Below are 17,637 nucleotides of genomic sequence, written 5' to 3'. Positions count from 1 at the left end.
CTCGGGCCGTTATGTCAGCCCACGGATCAGGGCATCGCTGTGCAGTATATGTTGGCGAGCACTGCCGACATCCTGCTGCACCATGGCGATGAAGAGCAGATCAATCAGTGCCAGCTGGGTTGTTCTCGCCGTGATCGCTGTACTGCGGATCGCCGATTCATCCCCCGCATTGAACAGGCAGTGGCTGGCGATCTCCTGCAACGGGCTCGGTGTCACACCCGTGATTGCCAAGATGGGGCAGCCAGAAGCTGTCGCCTCCTTGGCTACCATGTTCATCTCCCGGCGCCGACCGGAGAAAGAAACGGCCAACAGCAGATCTTCCGGTCCCAGGGTCCGCGCCATGGTCAGCAAGACGTGCAGATCGCTCTCGGTATGCGCCTGATGACCGATCTTCAGCAGCTTGAACACCAGATCCCGCGCGACCAGCCCCGATGAGCCCATACCGATGACGATCACACGCTTTGCCTGTGCCAGCATAGTCACCGCACGCTGCAAACGTTCCTCATCGTTGAGTTGCAGGGTTGCCTCCAGCGCCCGCACGTTGTCGGCCATCAGCTTCTCGGCCACCATCAGCAGCGAATCCTCGCTGTTGATCTGGTTGTGCAAACAAACCTGATCGCGCCCCCTCTGCGTGCCGTTCGCCGCCAGATCCAGCCGTAATTCGGTGAACCCCTTGTAGCCCAGCTTCTGCGCAAACTTCACCACACTCGACTGGCTCACTTCGGCCAAGAGCGCCAACTCCAGCGAGGAGAGGTGCTGCACTCTTTCCGGATCCTGGGTGATCACCGTTGCCAGCTTCTGCTCGCTCGGGGAGAGGGAGGGAAAGAGTTGTGTCAGCTTGACTAGACAGCTCATAGGAAAAACGCATCGCTAAAGAAGAGGGACCATTGTCGCATTTTAGCGGAGCCAACGGGGCACTCATTTTCCTGGTATGCGACATTTTTTGTGACTACGAGCTCAATATTCCAACTATTCCATTCCAATTGGAATAAATTATTCCATACTGAGTATATCGTTAATGACTCAATAGTTTGGAGCCTCTCATGAATCTCGACCGCCTGGTCTCAGAAACCCGCAACCCCCTCACCATGAACCTCGATCAGGCCTCTACCCTGGAAATGGTGCGCCTCTTCAATCAGGAGGATCGCAAGGTGCCTGAGGCTATAGAGCGCGAGTTGCCAGTCATTGCCGAGGCCATCGACCGGATCACCGAAACCCTGGCACAAGGGGGCCGCCTGATCTACATGGGTGCCGGCACCAGCGGCCGCTTGGGCATCCTGGATGCCTCCGAGTGCCCTCCTACCTATGGTGTTCCCCATGACATGGTGATCGGCCTGATCGCTGGGGGCAAAGAGGCCATTCTCAAGGCGGTGGAAGGGGCGGAAGACAACGAGCAGCTCGGAGCCCAGGATCTCCTGCACCTGCGACTGAACTCCCGTGACCTGGTCGTCGGCATCGCGGCCTCCGGCCGGACCCCCTATGTGATCGGTGGACTGCGCTATGCCAAGAGCCTCGGCTGCTGCACCGTCGCCCTCTCCTGCAACCCTGGATCCCGGATTGCCCAAGAGGCCGATCTGGCCATCTCCCCTGTCGTCGGCCCGGAAGTGCTGACGGGTTCAACCCGGATGAAGGCCGGTACGGCCCAGAAGCTGGTGCTCAACATGCTGACCACGGGCGCCATGGTCAAGCTGGGCAAGGTCTATCAGAACCTGATGGTAGATGTGCAAGCCACCAACGAGAAACTCGTGGATCGTCAGCAGCGTATCGTCATGGAGGCCACCGACTGCGACCGCGCCACGGCCGAGCAGGCATTGGCCGAGACCGATAATCACTGCAAAACCGCCATCGTCATGCTGCTGGCAGGATTGAGTGTCGATGAAGCCTGCCTCCGACTGAAACAGAACCGTGGTTTTGTCAGCCTGAGCTGCCACGCCCTGGCTGAATAAGTGAATGGTTCAGAAATTCTAAATTAATTTTATTGCCAATCTATTTAGTGATGAGTCAGGGATACCGGGCTCTACCCATTATTTAATGCAGTGATGTCACCAAGTGAATCACTCTTTTAAATAACTGCGCCCGCTCGAATGCGTTATGCCATCAATGGTGTCACCACCGACCTGGCGCTGAATTAATACAATGAAACACTCAATTACGTTAACCAAACAAGTCATCAATATTTACAACAAAGACCGACTGGATTTTATATGGCAAAAATAACCAAGAGTACTATCGAGCAAATTATCCATGCGATAGGCGGCAGCAGTAACGTGGCCAATTGCGGGCACTGCATGACTCGTCTACGACTGGGACTCACCGATAGCCAGCGCGCCGATCGCGACACCATCAAGCGCATCGCTGGCGTCATGGGCGTTATCGAGAGCGACAACCAGTTCCAAATCGTTCTGGGGCCAGGCAAGGCTCAAACCGCCTGTGAAATGATGACGACCATGCTGGGCGAGGGAGTCGGCACCATCAGTGCACCGCTCGATACCGATCTCAAGGATGTGGCGGCTGCCAAGAAGCAGGAACTCAAGCAGAAGCAGAGCAGCGCGGCCCATCGCTTCCTTGCTAAATTTGCGACCATCTTCACCCCGCTGATCCCGGGCTTCATCGCCGCTGGCATGCTGCTCGGCTTTGCTACCCTGTTCGAGCAGACCCTGATACAGGAAGGGCAACAGGCCAGCGGCATACTCGCCGGCGTGATCAGCTACATGAAGCTATTTAGTAAAGGGCTGTTCAGCTTCCTTAGTATCCTCATCGGCTACAACGCCCAGAAGGCCTTCGGGGGTTCTGGCGTCAACGGTGCCATCATCGCCTCCCTGTTCGTCATGGGCTATGACCCGCAGGCCACCGCCGGGATTTACTCCGGGATCAGTGACTTCTTCGGTCATCATATCGACCCCCGCGGCAACATCATCGGCGTGCTGATCGCGAGTATCATCGGGGCCTCGGTGGAACGGCAGGTGCGTCGATTCATGCCCGATAACCTGGACATGATCCTCACCTCTTTCATCACCTTGCTGATCATGGGGGCCGTCACCTTCACCCTCATCATGCCGGTCGGGGTGCAGCTGTTCAACGGCATGTCCTGGCTGTTCATCAACCTCAACGGTAATCCGTTTGGCACGGCCATTCTCGCCGGCCTGTTCCTCATTTCGGTGATGTTCGGTATCCACCAGGGATTTGTGCCCGTTTACTTTGCCTTGATGGATGCCCAGGGCTTCAACTCCCTGTTCCCCATCCTGGCGCTGGCCGGTGGTGGTCAAGTGGGTGCGGCATTGGCGCTCTATACCAAGGCGGCGAAAGATTCACTCCTGCGTACCCAGATAAAAGGCTCCATCATTCCAGGCATTCTCGGTGTCGGTGAGCCGCTCATCTATGGTGTGACGCTGCCACGGGTGAAACCTTTCATCACCGCTTGCTGTGGTGGCGCCATCGGTGGTTTCGTCGTCGGTCTGATCTCCTGGATGGGTCTACCAGTTGGCTTGAATACCGTCTTTGGTCCTTCCGGCATCATAGCGCTGCCGCTCATGACCTCAGACATGGGTATCTTTGCCGGTATGGCCGTCTATGCCCTGGGCTTGGTTGTCTCCTATGGAGCAGGCTTCCTCATCACCCTGATGTTCGGCTGCAAGGACATCGACCTGAGCTGATAGTGATTGCTCAGCCCAACATGAAGATATTCGGTACCACCGAACCCAACTGATGGTTATTTAATACCATCAATATTATGACCGAAATCAGCGGCATTAATTAATGCCGTAGTACCTCTGTGCTTCACAATCAGTAATTGGAGTTTTTATATAATGAAAAAAACAATTATCAGCCTGGCCGTATTATTGGTCACTTCCAGCGCCAATGCCGCCGTTATTTACCAGGCAGAAGATGGTTCCTTTGTCGACCTCTATGCGCGCTTGGGTTTCAACATCAATAACAAGAATGGCGGTGGAGACGAAAATACCTATGGCAAATTTGATGGTCGTATCGGTTTTGATGCCCGTCAGGCGATCAACGACAAATTCGCCGTCATCGGCAAGACTCAATATCAGGTCAATGCCGCCGAATACTCCAATAACCTGAACAACGTCAAATGTGATGGCACCGATCAGATCACCGATGGCAACAACGAAGGGGTCGATGTGTGCAGCAAGTGGTCGGCCAACAGCGACTTCACCGCCCGTTATGTCTGGACCGGGGTTGATATGGCCGAATACGGAAAAATAACCGGTGGACGTGTCACTTCTGGCCTGATCAACTTCACCGATATCGGCGATATCTTTGCTTCCTCCGACGTCGCCATGGCTCGTCAGGCGAACAAGGTCGACCCCACCGCGACCCAGGTCTTCCGTCAGGATGGCACCCTGCAATACGCCAATACCTGGGGAGGCTTGAGCTTCACCACCGCCTATATTCTCGGCAATAGCACCTCCAATCTCGATTATGGCTATAACGCTACCCTCAGCTATGCCATCGAGCTCGGTGAAGGCAGCAAGCTGTTGCCGATAGTGGCATACCAGAATACCAAGTCTGACGAGCAGGATGGCAACGACGAATACTCCTTCTGGGGGGTGGGTGCCCGTTACTACGTGAATAATTTTGTCTTCGGCGCCCTCTACTCCGAAGATGAGGTAAGCAACTACAACGATACCGGCGACAACAGTACCGATGTGGAGTGGGAAGTCACCGCCATTTATAACATCAATGAAAAGTGGGTCGCCAAGATGGGCTATCGTGACCTGGAAAACACCGGCGGTGATGAGCTGCGCCTGCAAGACACCACCCTGGAGCTGCAATACAAGCTGACCCCACGCTCCTCCATCTTCACCGACTATGTCAGCCGCAATGGTGAGAATGGCACCAACAATGCGACCTTCGGTGGCACTTACGCGGATCAGGACTTCTTCCACGTCGGCCTGCGCTACGAGCTGTAATGCAGATATCAGTTAGCTGATACCAAATAATACCGGCGTGGGCGCTAACTTACGCCGGTATTCAGATAAACCATGACATTGTTGATATAACCCGGAGATCGGTGAAGATGAGAAAATGGCTACTCTTGATATCCGGCCTGTTGATGGCTCCCAGCCTCCTTGCCGCGGTCACTCTGACGGTTCCCATGAATTACCAGCTGTTGGCCGTGCAGGGCAAACATCTACCCAGTGCACTGAATAATATCGCGCTCTCTGCCGGTCAACAGAGCGTACTGGTGCAGTTCATCAGTCAAGAGAACCCATACAACGTCAATGAGTTGTCTGCACTGATCCGTTCAAAACCTATCAGGATTGATTTCGTCGCGCCCGAGCAAGGGGAGATCAAACTCAAGCCTCCTATCCTCACCACACCGGACGACATCAAGCGATATGCGAAACAGCCCTCGTTTTCACTGATCAACGAGAAGAGCATCGAAGTTGCCTACCAAGCACAGATGCTCACTGTGCAGGGCTCGCCGCTGAACGCCGATTACAACGAATTGCTGGCGAAGAGCCTCGGCCTCTCCTCTGTGAAAAAGATAGAGATGACACAACTCCCCGGCTCCTCACTTCAGGCAAGTCCATCCACGGCACCACAATCTCAGCCAAACAGTGGATCCACCACTCCCGCTGTCGGGGACGCAGCTCAGGAGCGGATGCAGCAATTGAAGGTGCAATTCATGGCGGCCTCGCCAGCAGAGCGCAAGGCCTTCTTGAGCTGGGCCGTCAGCCAATAACAGCTTGATGAATGGATATCCATTATTCCATGTGACCTCACGCTCACCGAATACCCTTTACCATGCCATTTCATTTGGAGTTCATAATGAAAAAAATGCTCGCCGTCGCATCTACCCTGTTAGTCGCGCTATCCGCCAATGCGGCGCAATATCCCACCCTAAGCGAACGCACCCCGGAAGCGGCGGGATTCAATACCACCAAGTTAAAAGCCATGGATACTTGGATCAATCAGCAGATAGATGCCGGCTACCCCAGCTTTAATCTGTTGATCATCAAGGATGATGCCGTCGTCTATCGCAAGGCCTACGGCTGGTCGAAGAAATATGATCAGCACACTTTAGTGGCCAAACCGTTGAAGGCAACGACGGATACCATGTATGACTTCGCCTCCAACTCGAAGATGTATGCCACGAACTTCGCACTGCAGAAGCTCATCTATGAGAACAAGCTGTCTATCGATGATCTCGTCTCGAAACACATCCCGGGTTTTGGCGACAAGGCCGGTGATGTCATCAAGGGCAAAGACGCCCTGAAGATAAAGGATCTGCTGCATCATACCGGCGGCTTCCCCGCAGACCCCCAGTATCCCAACCAGGCGATCGCCAAGGAACTCTATTCCCAGGACAAAGCTACCACCCTCGAGGCGATCAAGCACACGCCGCTGGAATATCAGCCGGGGACCAAGCACATCTATAGCGATGTCGACTATATGCTGCTCGGGTTTATCGTCGAGGCGGTCACCAAGCTCCCCCTCGATCGCTATGTCGAGGAGACGATTTATCGCCCGCTGGGACTGACCCACACCGTTTTTAACCCCCTGAAGAAGGGTTTCAAAGAGGAGCAGATCGCGGCCACCGAGCTGAACGGCAACACCCGTGATGGTGTCATCAACTTCCCGAACATCCGCACCAAGACACTCTGGGGTGAGGTGCACGACGAGAAGGCCTACTACGCCATGGGAGGTGTCTCCGGACATGCGGGTCTGTTCACCAACACGGGGGACGCCGCGGTGCTGATGCAGCTTATGCTCAACGGCGGGGGCTATGGGGATGTCAAACTGTTCGATGCGAACACCATCAAGCAGTTCACCAGCAGCTCCAAAGAGGATCCGACCTTTGGCCTCGGATGGCGAGTGAATGGTCACTCCTCCATGACCCCGACCTTCGGCACCCAGGCCAGCCCCCAGACCTATGGCCACACCGGCTGGACCGGGACGCTGACCTCCATTGACCCGGCCAACAAGATGGCCATCGTCATCCTGGGCAACAGACCACATTCACCCGTGGTGGATCCCAAGCTGAACCCGAACGTCTTCGTGAGCGGCATGCTGCCCATCTCCACCTATGGCTGGGTCGTCGACCAGGTGTATGGCGCGCTGAAATAATAGGTCGCCACACCTTCGTTCAATCAATGTGGCTGCGTTGTGCCGTGAACCCATTTGGTTCACAAGAGGGTCGTCATCTTTTTGGTGTCGACTTAGGTACGAGGCAGCCACGCTTGCCACCCCGGCTGAATGACAAGATCAGCCAGCTCCCATGCCGCCATGGCCTACTCGATAAAATTCAATTACTACAGCGTGGTCTTATGCCAATTAATTACGATTTGATCTATTCAGACTTAACTGGATTACTCGGAAAAGGCGCCGTATCGAACGATCCTGTGCATCGCTTCGCCTGGTCCACCGATGCCAGCTATTTTCGGATAGTGCCAGAAATCGTTGTCCACGCAGACACCCTCCTCCAGGTAAAACAGACCCTCGCGATTAGCCGACATCATCAAGCACCGGTGACGTTCCGCGCGGCGGGCACCAGCCTGTCGGGTCAGGCGATCGGCGAAGGTATCTTGTTGATCCTGGGTCACGATGGATTTAGAAATATCGTCGTCAGCCCGGGCAGCGATAAAATAACCCTGGGCACCGCGGTGATCGGTGCGGATGCCAATGCGGCGCTCAAGCCATTCAATAAAAAGATTGGCCCGGATCCCGCGACATTGGCCTCGGCCATGATAGGCGGTATTGTCTCCAACAACTCCTCGGGTATGTGTTGCGGCACCGCACAGAACAGCTACCAAACCATCTCTTCGGCCAGACTCCTCTTTGCCGATGGCGCCGAGCTGGACACCGGCTGCGACAAATCCAAAGCCGCCTTCAAACAGTCGCACGGTCAATTACTGGATTCAGTCACCGCATTGGCCCAACTCGTTCGCACCGATGAGGTGCTGGCCCAACGGATCCGTAAAAAATACAGCATCAAAAATACGACGGGCTATAGCCTCAATGCGCTCATCGATTTTGAGGACCCCTTCGACATCATCAATCACCTGATAGTGGGGGCAGAGGGTACCTTGGCCTTTGTCGAGGAAGTCACTTACCACACGGTGGATGAGGCCAGATTCAAGGCCTCCGCCTTGGCGGTCTTCTTCAACATGGTCGATGCCGCCAGCGCTATCCCGCCCATGATTGGGGACAGCGTTGCCGCGGCTGAATTATTGGACTGGGCGTCCATCAAAGCGGTGATGGGTAAGAAAGGTATGCCGGATTGGCTCAGCGAGCTGCCCGAAGGGGCCGCCATTCTGCTGATTGAGTCCAGGGCCAATGATGCCCAGACGCTAGCACTCTACACCCGGGATGTGATCGCCAAACTGGCGCATATCAGGACAGAACGCCCGATCGTCTTCAGCGACGATGCTCATGTTTACAATCAATATTGGGCCATGCGTTCGGGCCTGTTCCCCATCATTGGTGGCGAGCGACCGAAGGGCACCTCGGTCATCATCGAAGACGTCGCCTTCCATGTTGAGCATCTGGCCGCCGCCGCCGCGGATCTGACCGGGCTGTTCATCAAGCATGGCTATCCCGAAGGGGTCATTTACGGCCATGCATTGGCAGGGAATTTCCACTTCATCATCACACCAAACTTTGCATCCCAGGCCGATATCCTGCGTTTCCAGCACTTCATGCAAGATGTAGCCGAGCTGGTGATCCACAAGTACGACGGCTCGATGAAGGCAGAACACGGTACGGGTCGCGCCGTGGCTCCCTTCGTCGAGATGGAGTGGGGAACCGATGCTTATACAATCATGAAGCGCATCAAGCATATTTTCGATCCCGCGGCCCTGCTCAACCCCGGTGTGATCTTGAACGATGACAGCCTGGTACATGTAAAAAACATCAAGCCTTGCTCCGCCGTCGATGACCTGGTCGACAAGTGCATCGAATGCGGCTTCTGTGAGAAAACGTGCCCAACCTCTGCGCTTAACTTCTCACCGCGCCAGCGTATCGCTACCTTGCGTGAAATTGAGCGTCTGGAGCAATCCGGTAATAAACAAGCGGCGACTGACATGCGGGCCGCGGCCAAATACGATGTAATCGATACCTGTACCGCTTGCCAGCTTTGCACCATTGCCTGCCCGGTGGATAACAGCATGGGGCAACTCGTGCGAAAATTACGCACGCCCTATATCAGTACGACCGAACAAAAGGTACTCGATTTCCAGGCCAGGCACCTTGGGGCGGTCAACCGGGTGATTAGTTCGGGTTTCGATATCCTGAGGATGGTCCACAAGATCGGTGGCAAGGAGATGACTCATGCGCTGATGAAAGTTGGCCGCTTTATATCCAGGGAGGTGCCTTACTGGAATCCTGATTTCCCGAAAGGTGGCAAGTTGCCGAAGCCATCCCCCGCCAAGGCGGGCCAGGAAACCGTGATTTATTTCCCGGCTTGTGGTGGAAGGATGTTTGGCCCAACCCCCAAAGATCCTGATAATCGCAGCCTGCCAGAGGTGGTTATTACCCTGCTAGAACGCGCCGGTTACAACGTGATCACGCCGGCAAAGGCCCAGGGTTTATGCTGTGGCCAGCAGTGGGAGTCCAAGGGGGATTTCAAAAATGCCGATGCAAAACGCCAGGAACTGATCGATGCCGTCGGCAAGATGACTCAGGGCGGCAAGCCGCCTGTCCTTGTCGATGCCCTGTCTTGTACCTATCGCACCTTAACCGGCGACCCGGCAGTACAGATCATGGATCTGGTTGAATTTATGCACGATAAGTTGCTGCCCAGACTCAACATCAGCAAAAAGATCGACGTAGCCCTGCATTTGGGTTGCAGCGCACGCAAGATGAAACTCGAGCCCAAGATGCAGGCAATAGCGGCGGCCTGTTCTGCCCAGGTATTCATACCGGCGGGGATCGACTGTTGTGGTTATGCCGGGGAGAAAGGTCTCTATCATCCCGAGATCAACGCCAGCGCACTGCGGAACCTCAAAAAAGATATTCCGGTTTCCATTAAAGAGGGGTATTACGCGAACCGTACCTGTGAAGTCGGTTTGACCCAGCACAGCGCTATCTCTTACCGCCATCTGGCCTATCTGCTTGAGGAGTGCAGTCGCTAAATCATTGGCAGGGCGACAATCAGCCCTGCCGATATTGACTGGTTAATGGGTCTCCAATTCGCCCTGTATTGCCTGCGGCTTGCAGTCCCGGCCTAACGGCGGTGGCTCAGTGCCCCGCCAGCTTCATCTGCTCGACCAGCACGGATCCGGTCTTGAGGCTGGAGCGCTCGTCTTCATCCGTGCCCACCGCGACCAGAGAGCGGAACATATCGGCCAGATTGCCTGCGATAGTGATTTCCTCCACCGGATAGGCGATTTCGCCATTCTCCACCCAGAAGCCGGCAGCGCCACGAGAGTAATCCCCGTTGACGATGTTGACCCCCTGCCCCATCAGCTCGGTCACCAGCAGGCCGGTGCCCATCTCTTTGAGCATGCCCTGGAAGTCCTGACCGGTATTCGAGACCTGCCAGTTGTGGATGCCACCGGCGTGACCCGTGGTGGTCAGCCCCAGCTTGCGCGCCGAGTAGGAGGTGAGCAGCCAGCTCATCAGGCGGCCATCGCGGATGATGTCCATGTCGCGGGTACGCACCCCCTCGCCATCGAATGGAGTACTCGCCAACCCGCCCAGCAGGTGGGGGAACTCCCGGATGCTGAGCCAGTCGGGCAGTATCTGTTCATTCAACTTGTCCAGCAGGAAGCTCGACTTGCGATACAAGCTGCCGCCGCTGATGGCCGTCACCAGATGGCCCCAGAGGCCGGCCGCGGTGTCGGGGTGGAACAGCACGGGGGCATGGCGAGTGGAGATCTTGCGGGCGCCGAGCCGGGAGAGGGTGCGTTCCACCGCCTCGTCGGCGATGCGCTGCGGGCTCCAGAGCCCGGCCAGATCCCGGCTGGAGGAGTAGCCATAGTCCCGCTGCATGTCGCCATCTTGCTCACCGATCAGCACACAGCTCAGGGAGTTGCGTGATGCCGCATAGCCTTTGACGAAGCCGTAGCTGTTGCCATACACCTTGACCCCCAGATGGCTGGAGAAGCTGCCACCATCGGAGTGCTTGATACGGGCATCGCGCCCCAGCGCCAGCCGCTCACACTCGATGGCCAGCTCTATGCCCCGTTGGGGATCCAGCAGGGTGGGATGATACAGCTGCAGATCCGGGGCATCCCAGGCCAGCAATTCGGCATCGGCCAGGCCGGCGCACACATCCGGCGAGGTGTGGCGGGCTATCTCCATCGCAGCCTCGACGGCGGCACGGATCGCCGATGGGCTCAGGTCGGTGGTCGAGGAAGAGCCCTTGCAACCGTCGCGATAGACGGCGATGCCGAGCGCCCCATCCTTGTTGAATTCGATGCTTTCCAGCTCACAACCCCGGGTATTCACCGACAACCCGGTCTGCTTGCTGATAGAGACTTCGGCAAGCCCGGCGCCCAGCCCCTTGGCTATCTCCAGTGCCTCGGCGACGACGGCCTCGAGATGGGCTTGATCCTGGCGGATTTGGTCTTGCTGGTCCATAACTCACATCTGTATGAAGGAAGGAAAGGGGCTAAGCATATCAGACCCCTGCGCCCAGCGGGAGAAGCTGGTAACATATCCCCCAACGTGAATGACAGGAATCAAAGACCGATGAGTCAGTATCAAGACGACAACGAAATGGACGATTGGGGTCCCAGCAAGAGCCAGCTCAAGCGCGACGCCGAAGCACTGCAAAAGCTGGGGGCAGAGATCGTTTCCCTGAGCCATAGCGAGCTGGAAAAAATCCCGTTGGATGAAGAGCTGGCCGAGGCCATCGAGCTGGGCCGCAAGCTCAAGCCCAAGAAGGACGAATCCTTCCGCCGTCACCTGCAGTTCATCGGTCGCCTGATGCGTAGCCGGGATATTGAGCCGATCGAAGAGGCGCTCTCCATCTTCAAGAACCGCCACTCCACCGTGAATGCCCGTCTGCATCGGCTGGAGCAGTGGCGTGAGCGCCTGATCACCGAAGGTGACAGCGCCCTCAATGAACTGATGGCCCAGTTCCATGAGCTGGATCGCCAGAAACTGCGCCAGTTGATCCGCAGCGCCAACAAGGAGCGGGAGCTGAACAAGCCGCCGGTGGCCTTCCGCGAGATCTACCAGTATCTGCGCGGCGAGATCGAAGACCTGCTGTAACGGGTGACGCTGCCGCCAGTGTGAGCAATACCGAGACATAAAAACGGGGCCAATTTGGCCCCGTTTTTATAGTGTCCCTCTGGGCATCAGCTGCCCGCCATGCACTGGGTGTGGGTCCCTGGCTGCAGATAGGGCATCAGCAAGGGCGCCATCCCCTTGAGCACCTGCACCGGCAGCGCCGAGGTGAAACGGAACTTGTCGGACTGGCTGCCCGGCACATAGGCCGTCAGGGTGCCGAAGTGATCGTCCCCGATGTAGAAGACGAAGGTCGCAGTCCGGTTGCGGGCCAGCGAGCTGGTCACATTGCCGTAGCGACCCACCGTCTCGATCCGGTTATCCCCGGTCCCCGTCTTGCCCCCCATAGACAGCACAGTGCCATCCGGCAAGGCAAAGGCACCGGCGATACGTCGCGCCGTCCCCCCTTCCACCACCTTTGACAGGGCATTGCGCAAGGCATTGGTCACCTCGACGGGCAGCACCCTGGTGCCTTGGGTATTGGCCGGTTCAAACACGGTGGCAAAGGGCGTGTCCTTGGCAAAGGAGAGATGCTCAATGCGCAGGGTCGGTGCACGTACTCCGCCGTTCTGGATGATCCCCATCAACTCGGCCAGGGCGGCAGGTCTGTCACCCGAGCTGCCGAGGGCGGTTGCGAGGGAGGGCACCAGATGGTCGAACGGATAGCCCAGCCGCGCCCAGCGCTGATGGATGTCGAGGAAAGCCTCGACCTCCAGCATGGTGCGAATGCGGCTATCCCGGGCGCTGCGATGGCGGGTCTTGAACAACCAGCTGTAGACCTCCTGACGCTCATCCCGGCTGGCTGCGACCGCATCGGTGAAGGTCGCCTTGTCGAACTCCTTGAGGTAGGAGAGCAGCCACAGCTCCAGCGGGTGCACCCGCGCGATATAGCCCTGATCCGGCAGTGAATACTTACCCGGGCCATAGCTGGTGTAGAGCTGCTCGATCCGTTTGTCGGTCAGCTTTTCCCGCGGCAACCGCTTGGCCAGGAAGGCCGCAAAGTCAGCCTGCGACGCCTCCGGCATCAGGTAGCGATGCACGGCAGCGAGTCGCACCGCGCTGGGCTTGAGGCCATCCAGGAAGGTATCGAGCTGCTCCTCCGTAGTCTTGCCGCGATACTTGCGCCAGAAGCGCAGCAGGTAGGTCTGACCCTCCTTGTCGGCGAACTTGGCCAGGTACTCGGTACGACGCGGATCCTTGTCATCCTTGAGCAGTTGGGCGCGGTTGCCTTCCTTGTAGAGACTGTAACGGACGATGTCCCGCATCAGCCGCACGAAGGGCAGGTTGATGGATTCGCGCAGCGCGTCGCGAATGGGTGGAATGCGGCCGTTGTCCTCTTTGCGGAAGTTGTTGAAGGTGTGCATGCCTCCACCGGTGAAGAAGCCCTCATAAGGGCTGGCAGAATACTTGCGATCCAGCGCCGCCTCCAGCATGACCGGCAGGCTCTTGTCCTTGGCGGTCATCAGGTAGGAGATAGCCCAACGACTGATGTTGTCCTGGTTGGACACCTCTACCTTGCGCAGGCTGTCGGCCGGCATGCTCTCATAGCTGTCATGCAGTTCGGTGACGATCTCCAGATAGGTGGTCAGCACCCGCAGCTTGGCCGTGGAGCCCAGCTCCAGCTTGCTGCCCTCGTTGATGTCAAACGGCTGATCCGTGTTATCGGTCTGCACCCGCACCTTGACCCCTTCCGGCGTCTTCTCGAACAGAGTGAAGCTGTACTTCACGTCCCCCGTCTTCTCCGGCGAGAGCAGGCGCTCACCAAACAGACCGACCTGGGAGGCGAACGTCGGATCTGCCAGCTGTTGCAGATAACGGGAGATATCGTTTTGCAGCGGCATGTTGAGGGTGGTGTCTGCGGTCAGGTCCATACGGTCCAGATCGTAGAGCTGTACTCCGAGCTGGCGGCTGAGGCGGGTACGTGCCACCTGCAGTCCCTTGTTGTTGTTGACCCGAGTGATCGCCGGCGCCTGCAGGAAATCGCGGAAACCGAGCTTGACCTTGAGCGCAGATTCCATCAGTGCCGGGGAAATCATGCCCTCCTGCACGAACAGACGCAGATAGCTGTCGGTCAGGGTCGACAACGCCTCCCGCCCCTGTGCCAGGTAGTAGGAGGGTCGACGGTGGGCAATCATCAGGGAGACGACCTGACGCAGCGCAAGCCCCTGCTCGGCCAGGGTGGCATCCTGATTGCGGGCGGGATCCAGCAGACGATTGACCTCGTCCACATTGGCCCCGAACCAGACCCAGAGGCCATCGCCCAGTCCATGCACTTCCCCATAACCCGGAGCCGCAGAGAGCGGTACCGAGTTGAGGTAGGCCCAGGCAACCAGCTTACGCGCCGCCAACGTCTCCGGCCCCAGCCGGTAAGCCCGCACACTGGCCGAGACCATCTGGCGGATCTTCTCGGTCGGAGACAGCGTCAGGCCGTCGGGAGAGTGACGATACTTCTCGACCTGGGTGGCAAGGGTACTGCCGCCAGCGGATTGATCCTGCATGTCCAGCGCCTTGCCCACCTGAGACAATGCCGCCTTGCCAAAGCGAGGCCAGTCCACCGCCGGGTTGGCCAACGGCTGCTCATTGCTCAGCAGATCCCGGTTCTCGATAAACAGCAGTGACTGTATCACCAGAGGAGGAATGGAGCTGAAATCCGGATAGTAGTGCGTCGGATACTTGTACTGATAGAAAGGCTCAGCCCGGCAGTCGTGCAGGGTCAGCCCGGCCTGCACCTTCTCGGTATAAGGCACAAAGAAGCCATGGCTGGCGTAGTTATAGAGCGCATCGGAGAAATGCACCTGCTCGCTCACTTGATAACCACGCTGGATGAGCCGCTCCTGGATCATCGGCATCAGCACATAACCGAGCCTCTTGTCGAAGGGACCATCATCCGGGAACGCAATCTGCTTGCTGGGGCCCTGCTCGAGCTGATAGGTCAACTCGGCCGCGTAATGGGAGATCTCCTGCGACTGCAGGCGGGAGGTCTTCATCTCATAGCCCACCAGAACGATCACGGCGGCCAGACAAAGTAAAAAGATGAAGCAGAACAACCAACGCCACCAGGGACGACGCTTGCGCTTCTGTTGCCCGCCCGCGTCCGGGACGGATGAATCCTGAGATGCCACTTTATTCAAATCCGTCTGTTTTGATGCGCCCATATCAGCCCCACAATGGTTACGCAATTTATTGTCTTTCACTCAAGCTTAGTCGTTTCAAGTCAATGGCTTGAAAACTATTGACTGGCTTGATGCGATGGTAACAGGGCAATTATTAAAAAGGGAGTCGATTGTTGCAGTACGGTGAGAGATCCGATCTGATGAGCCGAAATGAAACACCGGCCAGAGGCCGGTGTTTCATGATAGCGAGGCGGCTTTATTTGCTGCTGCTCATGCCTTTCAGCTTGGTGCTCAGTTCCTTGCGCTCCTTGGAGAGCTCGGCATTCTTGATGATGTGATCATCAACCCGCTCCTCATAGTCGGCACGCATGTTGGCGATGATGGCCTGCACTTCATCAATGCTCATGCCTGGTTTGATGTAGTCGCTCAGGTTGTCGAGCAACAGCACCCGCTTCTGGTTATCACGGATCTTCTTCTCGTTGTCGACGATCTCGCGCTTGAGCTTGTTCTGACGACGAGACATACGCACATATTCCAAGACATCGCTGAAAGTAGACTTGTTTACTTGTTCCATATCGATACCACTGACTGAAGGTTAATGAAAACAGGTTGGTCATCCCCATACCAGAGCAGAAACGAATACATGGTACAGGCACACCCAGAATGTCCTTTACTCTACCGAGTTATGATGTAGATACAACCCCAATCGCGGGCCAGCATGAGGTTGGCTGACAGAAAGAGAACAACAAGGTGGTGGAAATGATAATTCAGCAAGCGGGAATTTCAGGCAATAAAAAAGCCCGCTCGATTGAGCGGGCTTCTTCTAATTGGGTGCCTGGCAGTGTCCTACTCTCGCATGGCGAATGCCACACTACCATCGGCGCTACCGCGTTTCACTTCTGAGTTCGGCATGGGATCAGGTGGTTCCACGGCGCTATGGCCGCCAGGCAAAAAACTTCATCTGGAAAGCTGACGTGAGTAACGACTGTCACCTGGTGAGGTGGTCGCTATCACTGAATTAGGTAAGTAGTTCATGCACTTGCTACAAGGCCCAGAACACTTCTTGGGTGTTGTATGGTTAAGCCTCACGGGTAATTAGTATGGGTTAGCTCAACACGTCGCCGCGCTTACACACCCCACCTATCAACGTTGTGGTCTCCAACGGCCCTTTAGGACCCTCAAGGGGTCAGGGATGACTCATCTCAGGGCTCGCTTCCCGCTTAGATGCTTTCAGCGGTTATCGATTCCGAACTTAGCTACCGGGCAGTGCCACTGGCGTGACAACCCGAACACCAGAGGTTCGTTCACTCCGGTCCTCTCGTACTAGGAGCAACTCCCTTCAATCATCCAACGCCCACGGCAGATAGGGACCGAACTGTCTCACGACGTTCTGAACCCAGCTCGCGTACCACTTTAAATGGCGAACAGCCATACCCTTGGGACCGACTTCAGCCCCAGGATGTGATGAGCCGACATCGAGGTGCCAAACACCGCCGTCGATATGAACTCTTGGGCGGTATCAGCCTGTTATCCCCGGAGTACCTTTTATCCGTTGAGCGATGGCCCTTCCATTCAGAACCACCGGATCACTATGACCTACTTTCGTACCTGCTCGACCTGTCCGTCTCGCAGTTAAGCTGGCTTATGCCATTGCACTAACCTCCTGATGTCCGACCAGGATTAGCCAACCTTCGTGCTCCTCCGTTACTCTTTGGGAGGAGACCGCCCCAGTCAAACTACCCACCAGGCACTGTCCGCGAGCCCGATTCAGGGCCCTGCGTTAGAACATCAAACATACAAGGGTGGTATTTCAAGGACGGCTCCAGCGCAACTAGCGTCACGCCTTCAAAGCCTCCCACCTATCCTACACATGTAGGTTCAATGTTCAGTGCCAAGCTGTAGTAAAGGTTCACGGGGTCTTTCCGTCTAGCCGCGGGTACACCGCATCTTCACGGCGAATTCGATTTCACTGAGTCTCGGGTGGAGACAGCATGGCCATGGTTACACCATTCGTGCAGGTCGGAACTTACCCGACAAGGAATTTCGCTACCTTAGGACCGTTATAGTTACGGCCGCCGTTTACCGGGGCTTCGATCAAGAGCTTCGCTTGCGCTAACCCCATCAATTAACCTTCCGGCACCGGGCAGGTGTCACACCCTATACGTCCACTTTCGTGTTTGCAGAGTGCTGTGTTTTTGATAAACAGTCCCAGCCATCTGGTCACTGCGACTCCCAACTGCTCCATCCGCAAGGGACTTCACTGTCAAGAGCGAACCTTCTCCCGAAGTTACGGTTCTATTTTGCCTAGTTCCTTCACCCGAGTTCT

Annotated in this window: 11 protein-coding genes and 2 rRNA genes (1 of these 13 running past the window's edge); 7 read left to right on the top strand and 6 right to left on the bottom strand. The window is 56.5% G+C overall.

Features of this window, described 5'->3' with window-relative positions; all coding sequences use genetic code 11:
- Positions 1-9: 9 nt before the first annotated feature.
- Entirely contained in the window at positions 10-855 is an 846-nt protein-coding gene (locus tag ACZ9IL_RS19870) for an SIS domain-containing protein (protein WP_476004993.1), read from the bottom strand.
- A gap of 188 nt (positions 856-1,043) precedes the next feature.
- Between ACZ9IL_RS19870 and murQ the strand changes: the two genes are divergently transcribed.
- The 6 genes from murQ to ACZ9IL_RS19840 all read left to right on the top strand — a co-directional run bounded on the left by murQ (position 1,044) and on the right by ACZ9IL_RS19840 (position 10,097).
- A complete protein-coding gene (gene murQ / locus ACZ9IL_RS19865; protein ID WP_476004992.1) occupies positions 1,044-1,946 on the top strand; it encodes an N-acetylmuramic acid 6-phosphate etherase in 903 nt (300 codons plus the stop codon).
- A gap of 258 nt (positions 1,947-2,204) precedes the next feature.
- Entirely contained in the window at positions 2,205-3,653 is a 1,449-nt protein-coding gene (gene murP, locus ACZ9IL_RS19860; RefSeq protein ID WP_476004991.1) for a PTS N-acetylmuramic acid transporter subunit IIBC, read from the top strand.
- Between the two features lie 153 nt (positions 3,654-3,806).
- On the top strand, positions 3,807-4,931 hold the full coding sequence (locus tag ACZ9IL_RS19855; protein ID WP_476004990.1) for a porin: 1,125 nt from the start codon (positions 3,807-3,809) through the stop codon (positions 4,929-4,931).
- Between the two features lie 107 nt (positions 4,932-5,038).
- Positions 5,039-5,707, top strand: coding sequence for a DUF2057 family protein (locus ACZ9IL_RS19850; RefSeq protein WP_476004989.1), 669 nt, complete (start codon positions 5,039-5,041; stop codon positions 5,705-5,707).
- 86 nt (positions 5,708-5,793) lie between these two features.
- Positions 5,794-7,092 (top strand): penicillin binding protein PBP4B, encoded by a 1,299-nt coding sequence (pbp4b, locus tag ACZ9IL_RS19845; RefSeq protein ID WP_476004988.1) that lies wholly within the window; start codon positions 5,794-5,796, stop codon positions 7,090-7,092.
- Positions 7,093-7,292: 200 nt separating this feature from the next.
- The gene (locus ACZ9IL_RS19840; RefSeq protein ID WP_476004987.1) at positions 7,293-10,097 is read left to right on the top strand and encodes an FAD-binding and (Fe-S)-binding domain-containing protein; all 2,805 of its coding nucleotides are present in this window, start codon (positions 7,293-7,295) and stop codon (positions 10,095-10,097) included.
- Between the two features lie 106 nt (positions 10,098-10,203).
- Here the strand turns inward: ACZ9IL_RS19840 and pmbA are convergent, their stop codons facing one another.
- Positions 10,204-11,547, bottom strand: coding sequence for a metalloprotease PmbA (pmbA, locus tag ACZ9IL_RS19835; protein WP_476004986.1), 1,344 nt, complete (start codon positions 11,545-11,547; stop codon positions 10,204-10,206).
- Positions 11,548-11,658: 111 nt separating this feature from the next.
- Here pmbA and yjgA point away from each other — a divergent pair, with 111 nt between their 5' ends.
- A complete protein-coding gene (yjgA, locus tag ACZ9IL_RS19830) occupies positions 11,659-12,183 on the top strand; it encodes a ribosome biogenesis factor YjgA (protein ID WP_042641428.1) in 525 nt (174 codons plus the stop codon).
- Positions 12,184-12,269: 86 nt separating this feature from the next.
- Here the strand turns inward: yjgA and ACZ9IL_RS19825 are convergent, their stop codons facing one another.
- The 4 genes from ACZ9IL_RS19825 to ACZ9IL_RS19810 form a co-directional block, all read right to left on the bottom strand.
- On the bottom strand, positions 12,270-15,353 hold the full coding sequence (locus ACZ9IL_RS19825) for a transglycosylase domain-containing protein (RefSeq protein WP_476004985.1): 3,084 nt from the start codon (positions 15,351-15,353) through the stop codon (positions 12,270-12,272).
- Between the two features lie 214 nt (positions 15,354-15,567).
- Positions 15,568-15,885 carry a PTS system regulator TmaR gene (gene tmaR, locus ACZ9IL_RS19820; protein WP_033132275.1) on the bottom strand — a complete coding sequence of 106 codons (318 nt, stop codon included), beginning with the start codon at positions 15,883-15,885 and terminating at the stop codon, positions 15,568-15,570.
- Between the two features lie 259 nt (positions 15,886-16,144).
- A 5S ribosomal RNA gene (gene rrf / locus ACZ9IL_RS19815) occupies positions 16,145-16,259 on the bottom strand.
- A 126-nt stretch (positions 16,260-16,385) separates the two neighbouring features.
- A 23S ribosomal RNA gene (locus tag ACZ9IL_RS19810) occupies positions 16,386-17,637 on the bottom strand; it runs 1,639 nt beyond the window's last position.

This window comes from Aeromonas sp. TECH754 (genome assembly GCF_056279295.1).
The sequence above is the reverse complement of the archived record's forward strand: the minus strand, read 5'-3'. Positions and strand labels throughout refer to the sequence as shown.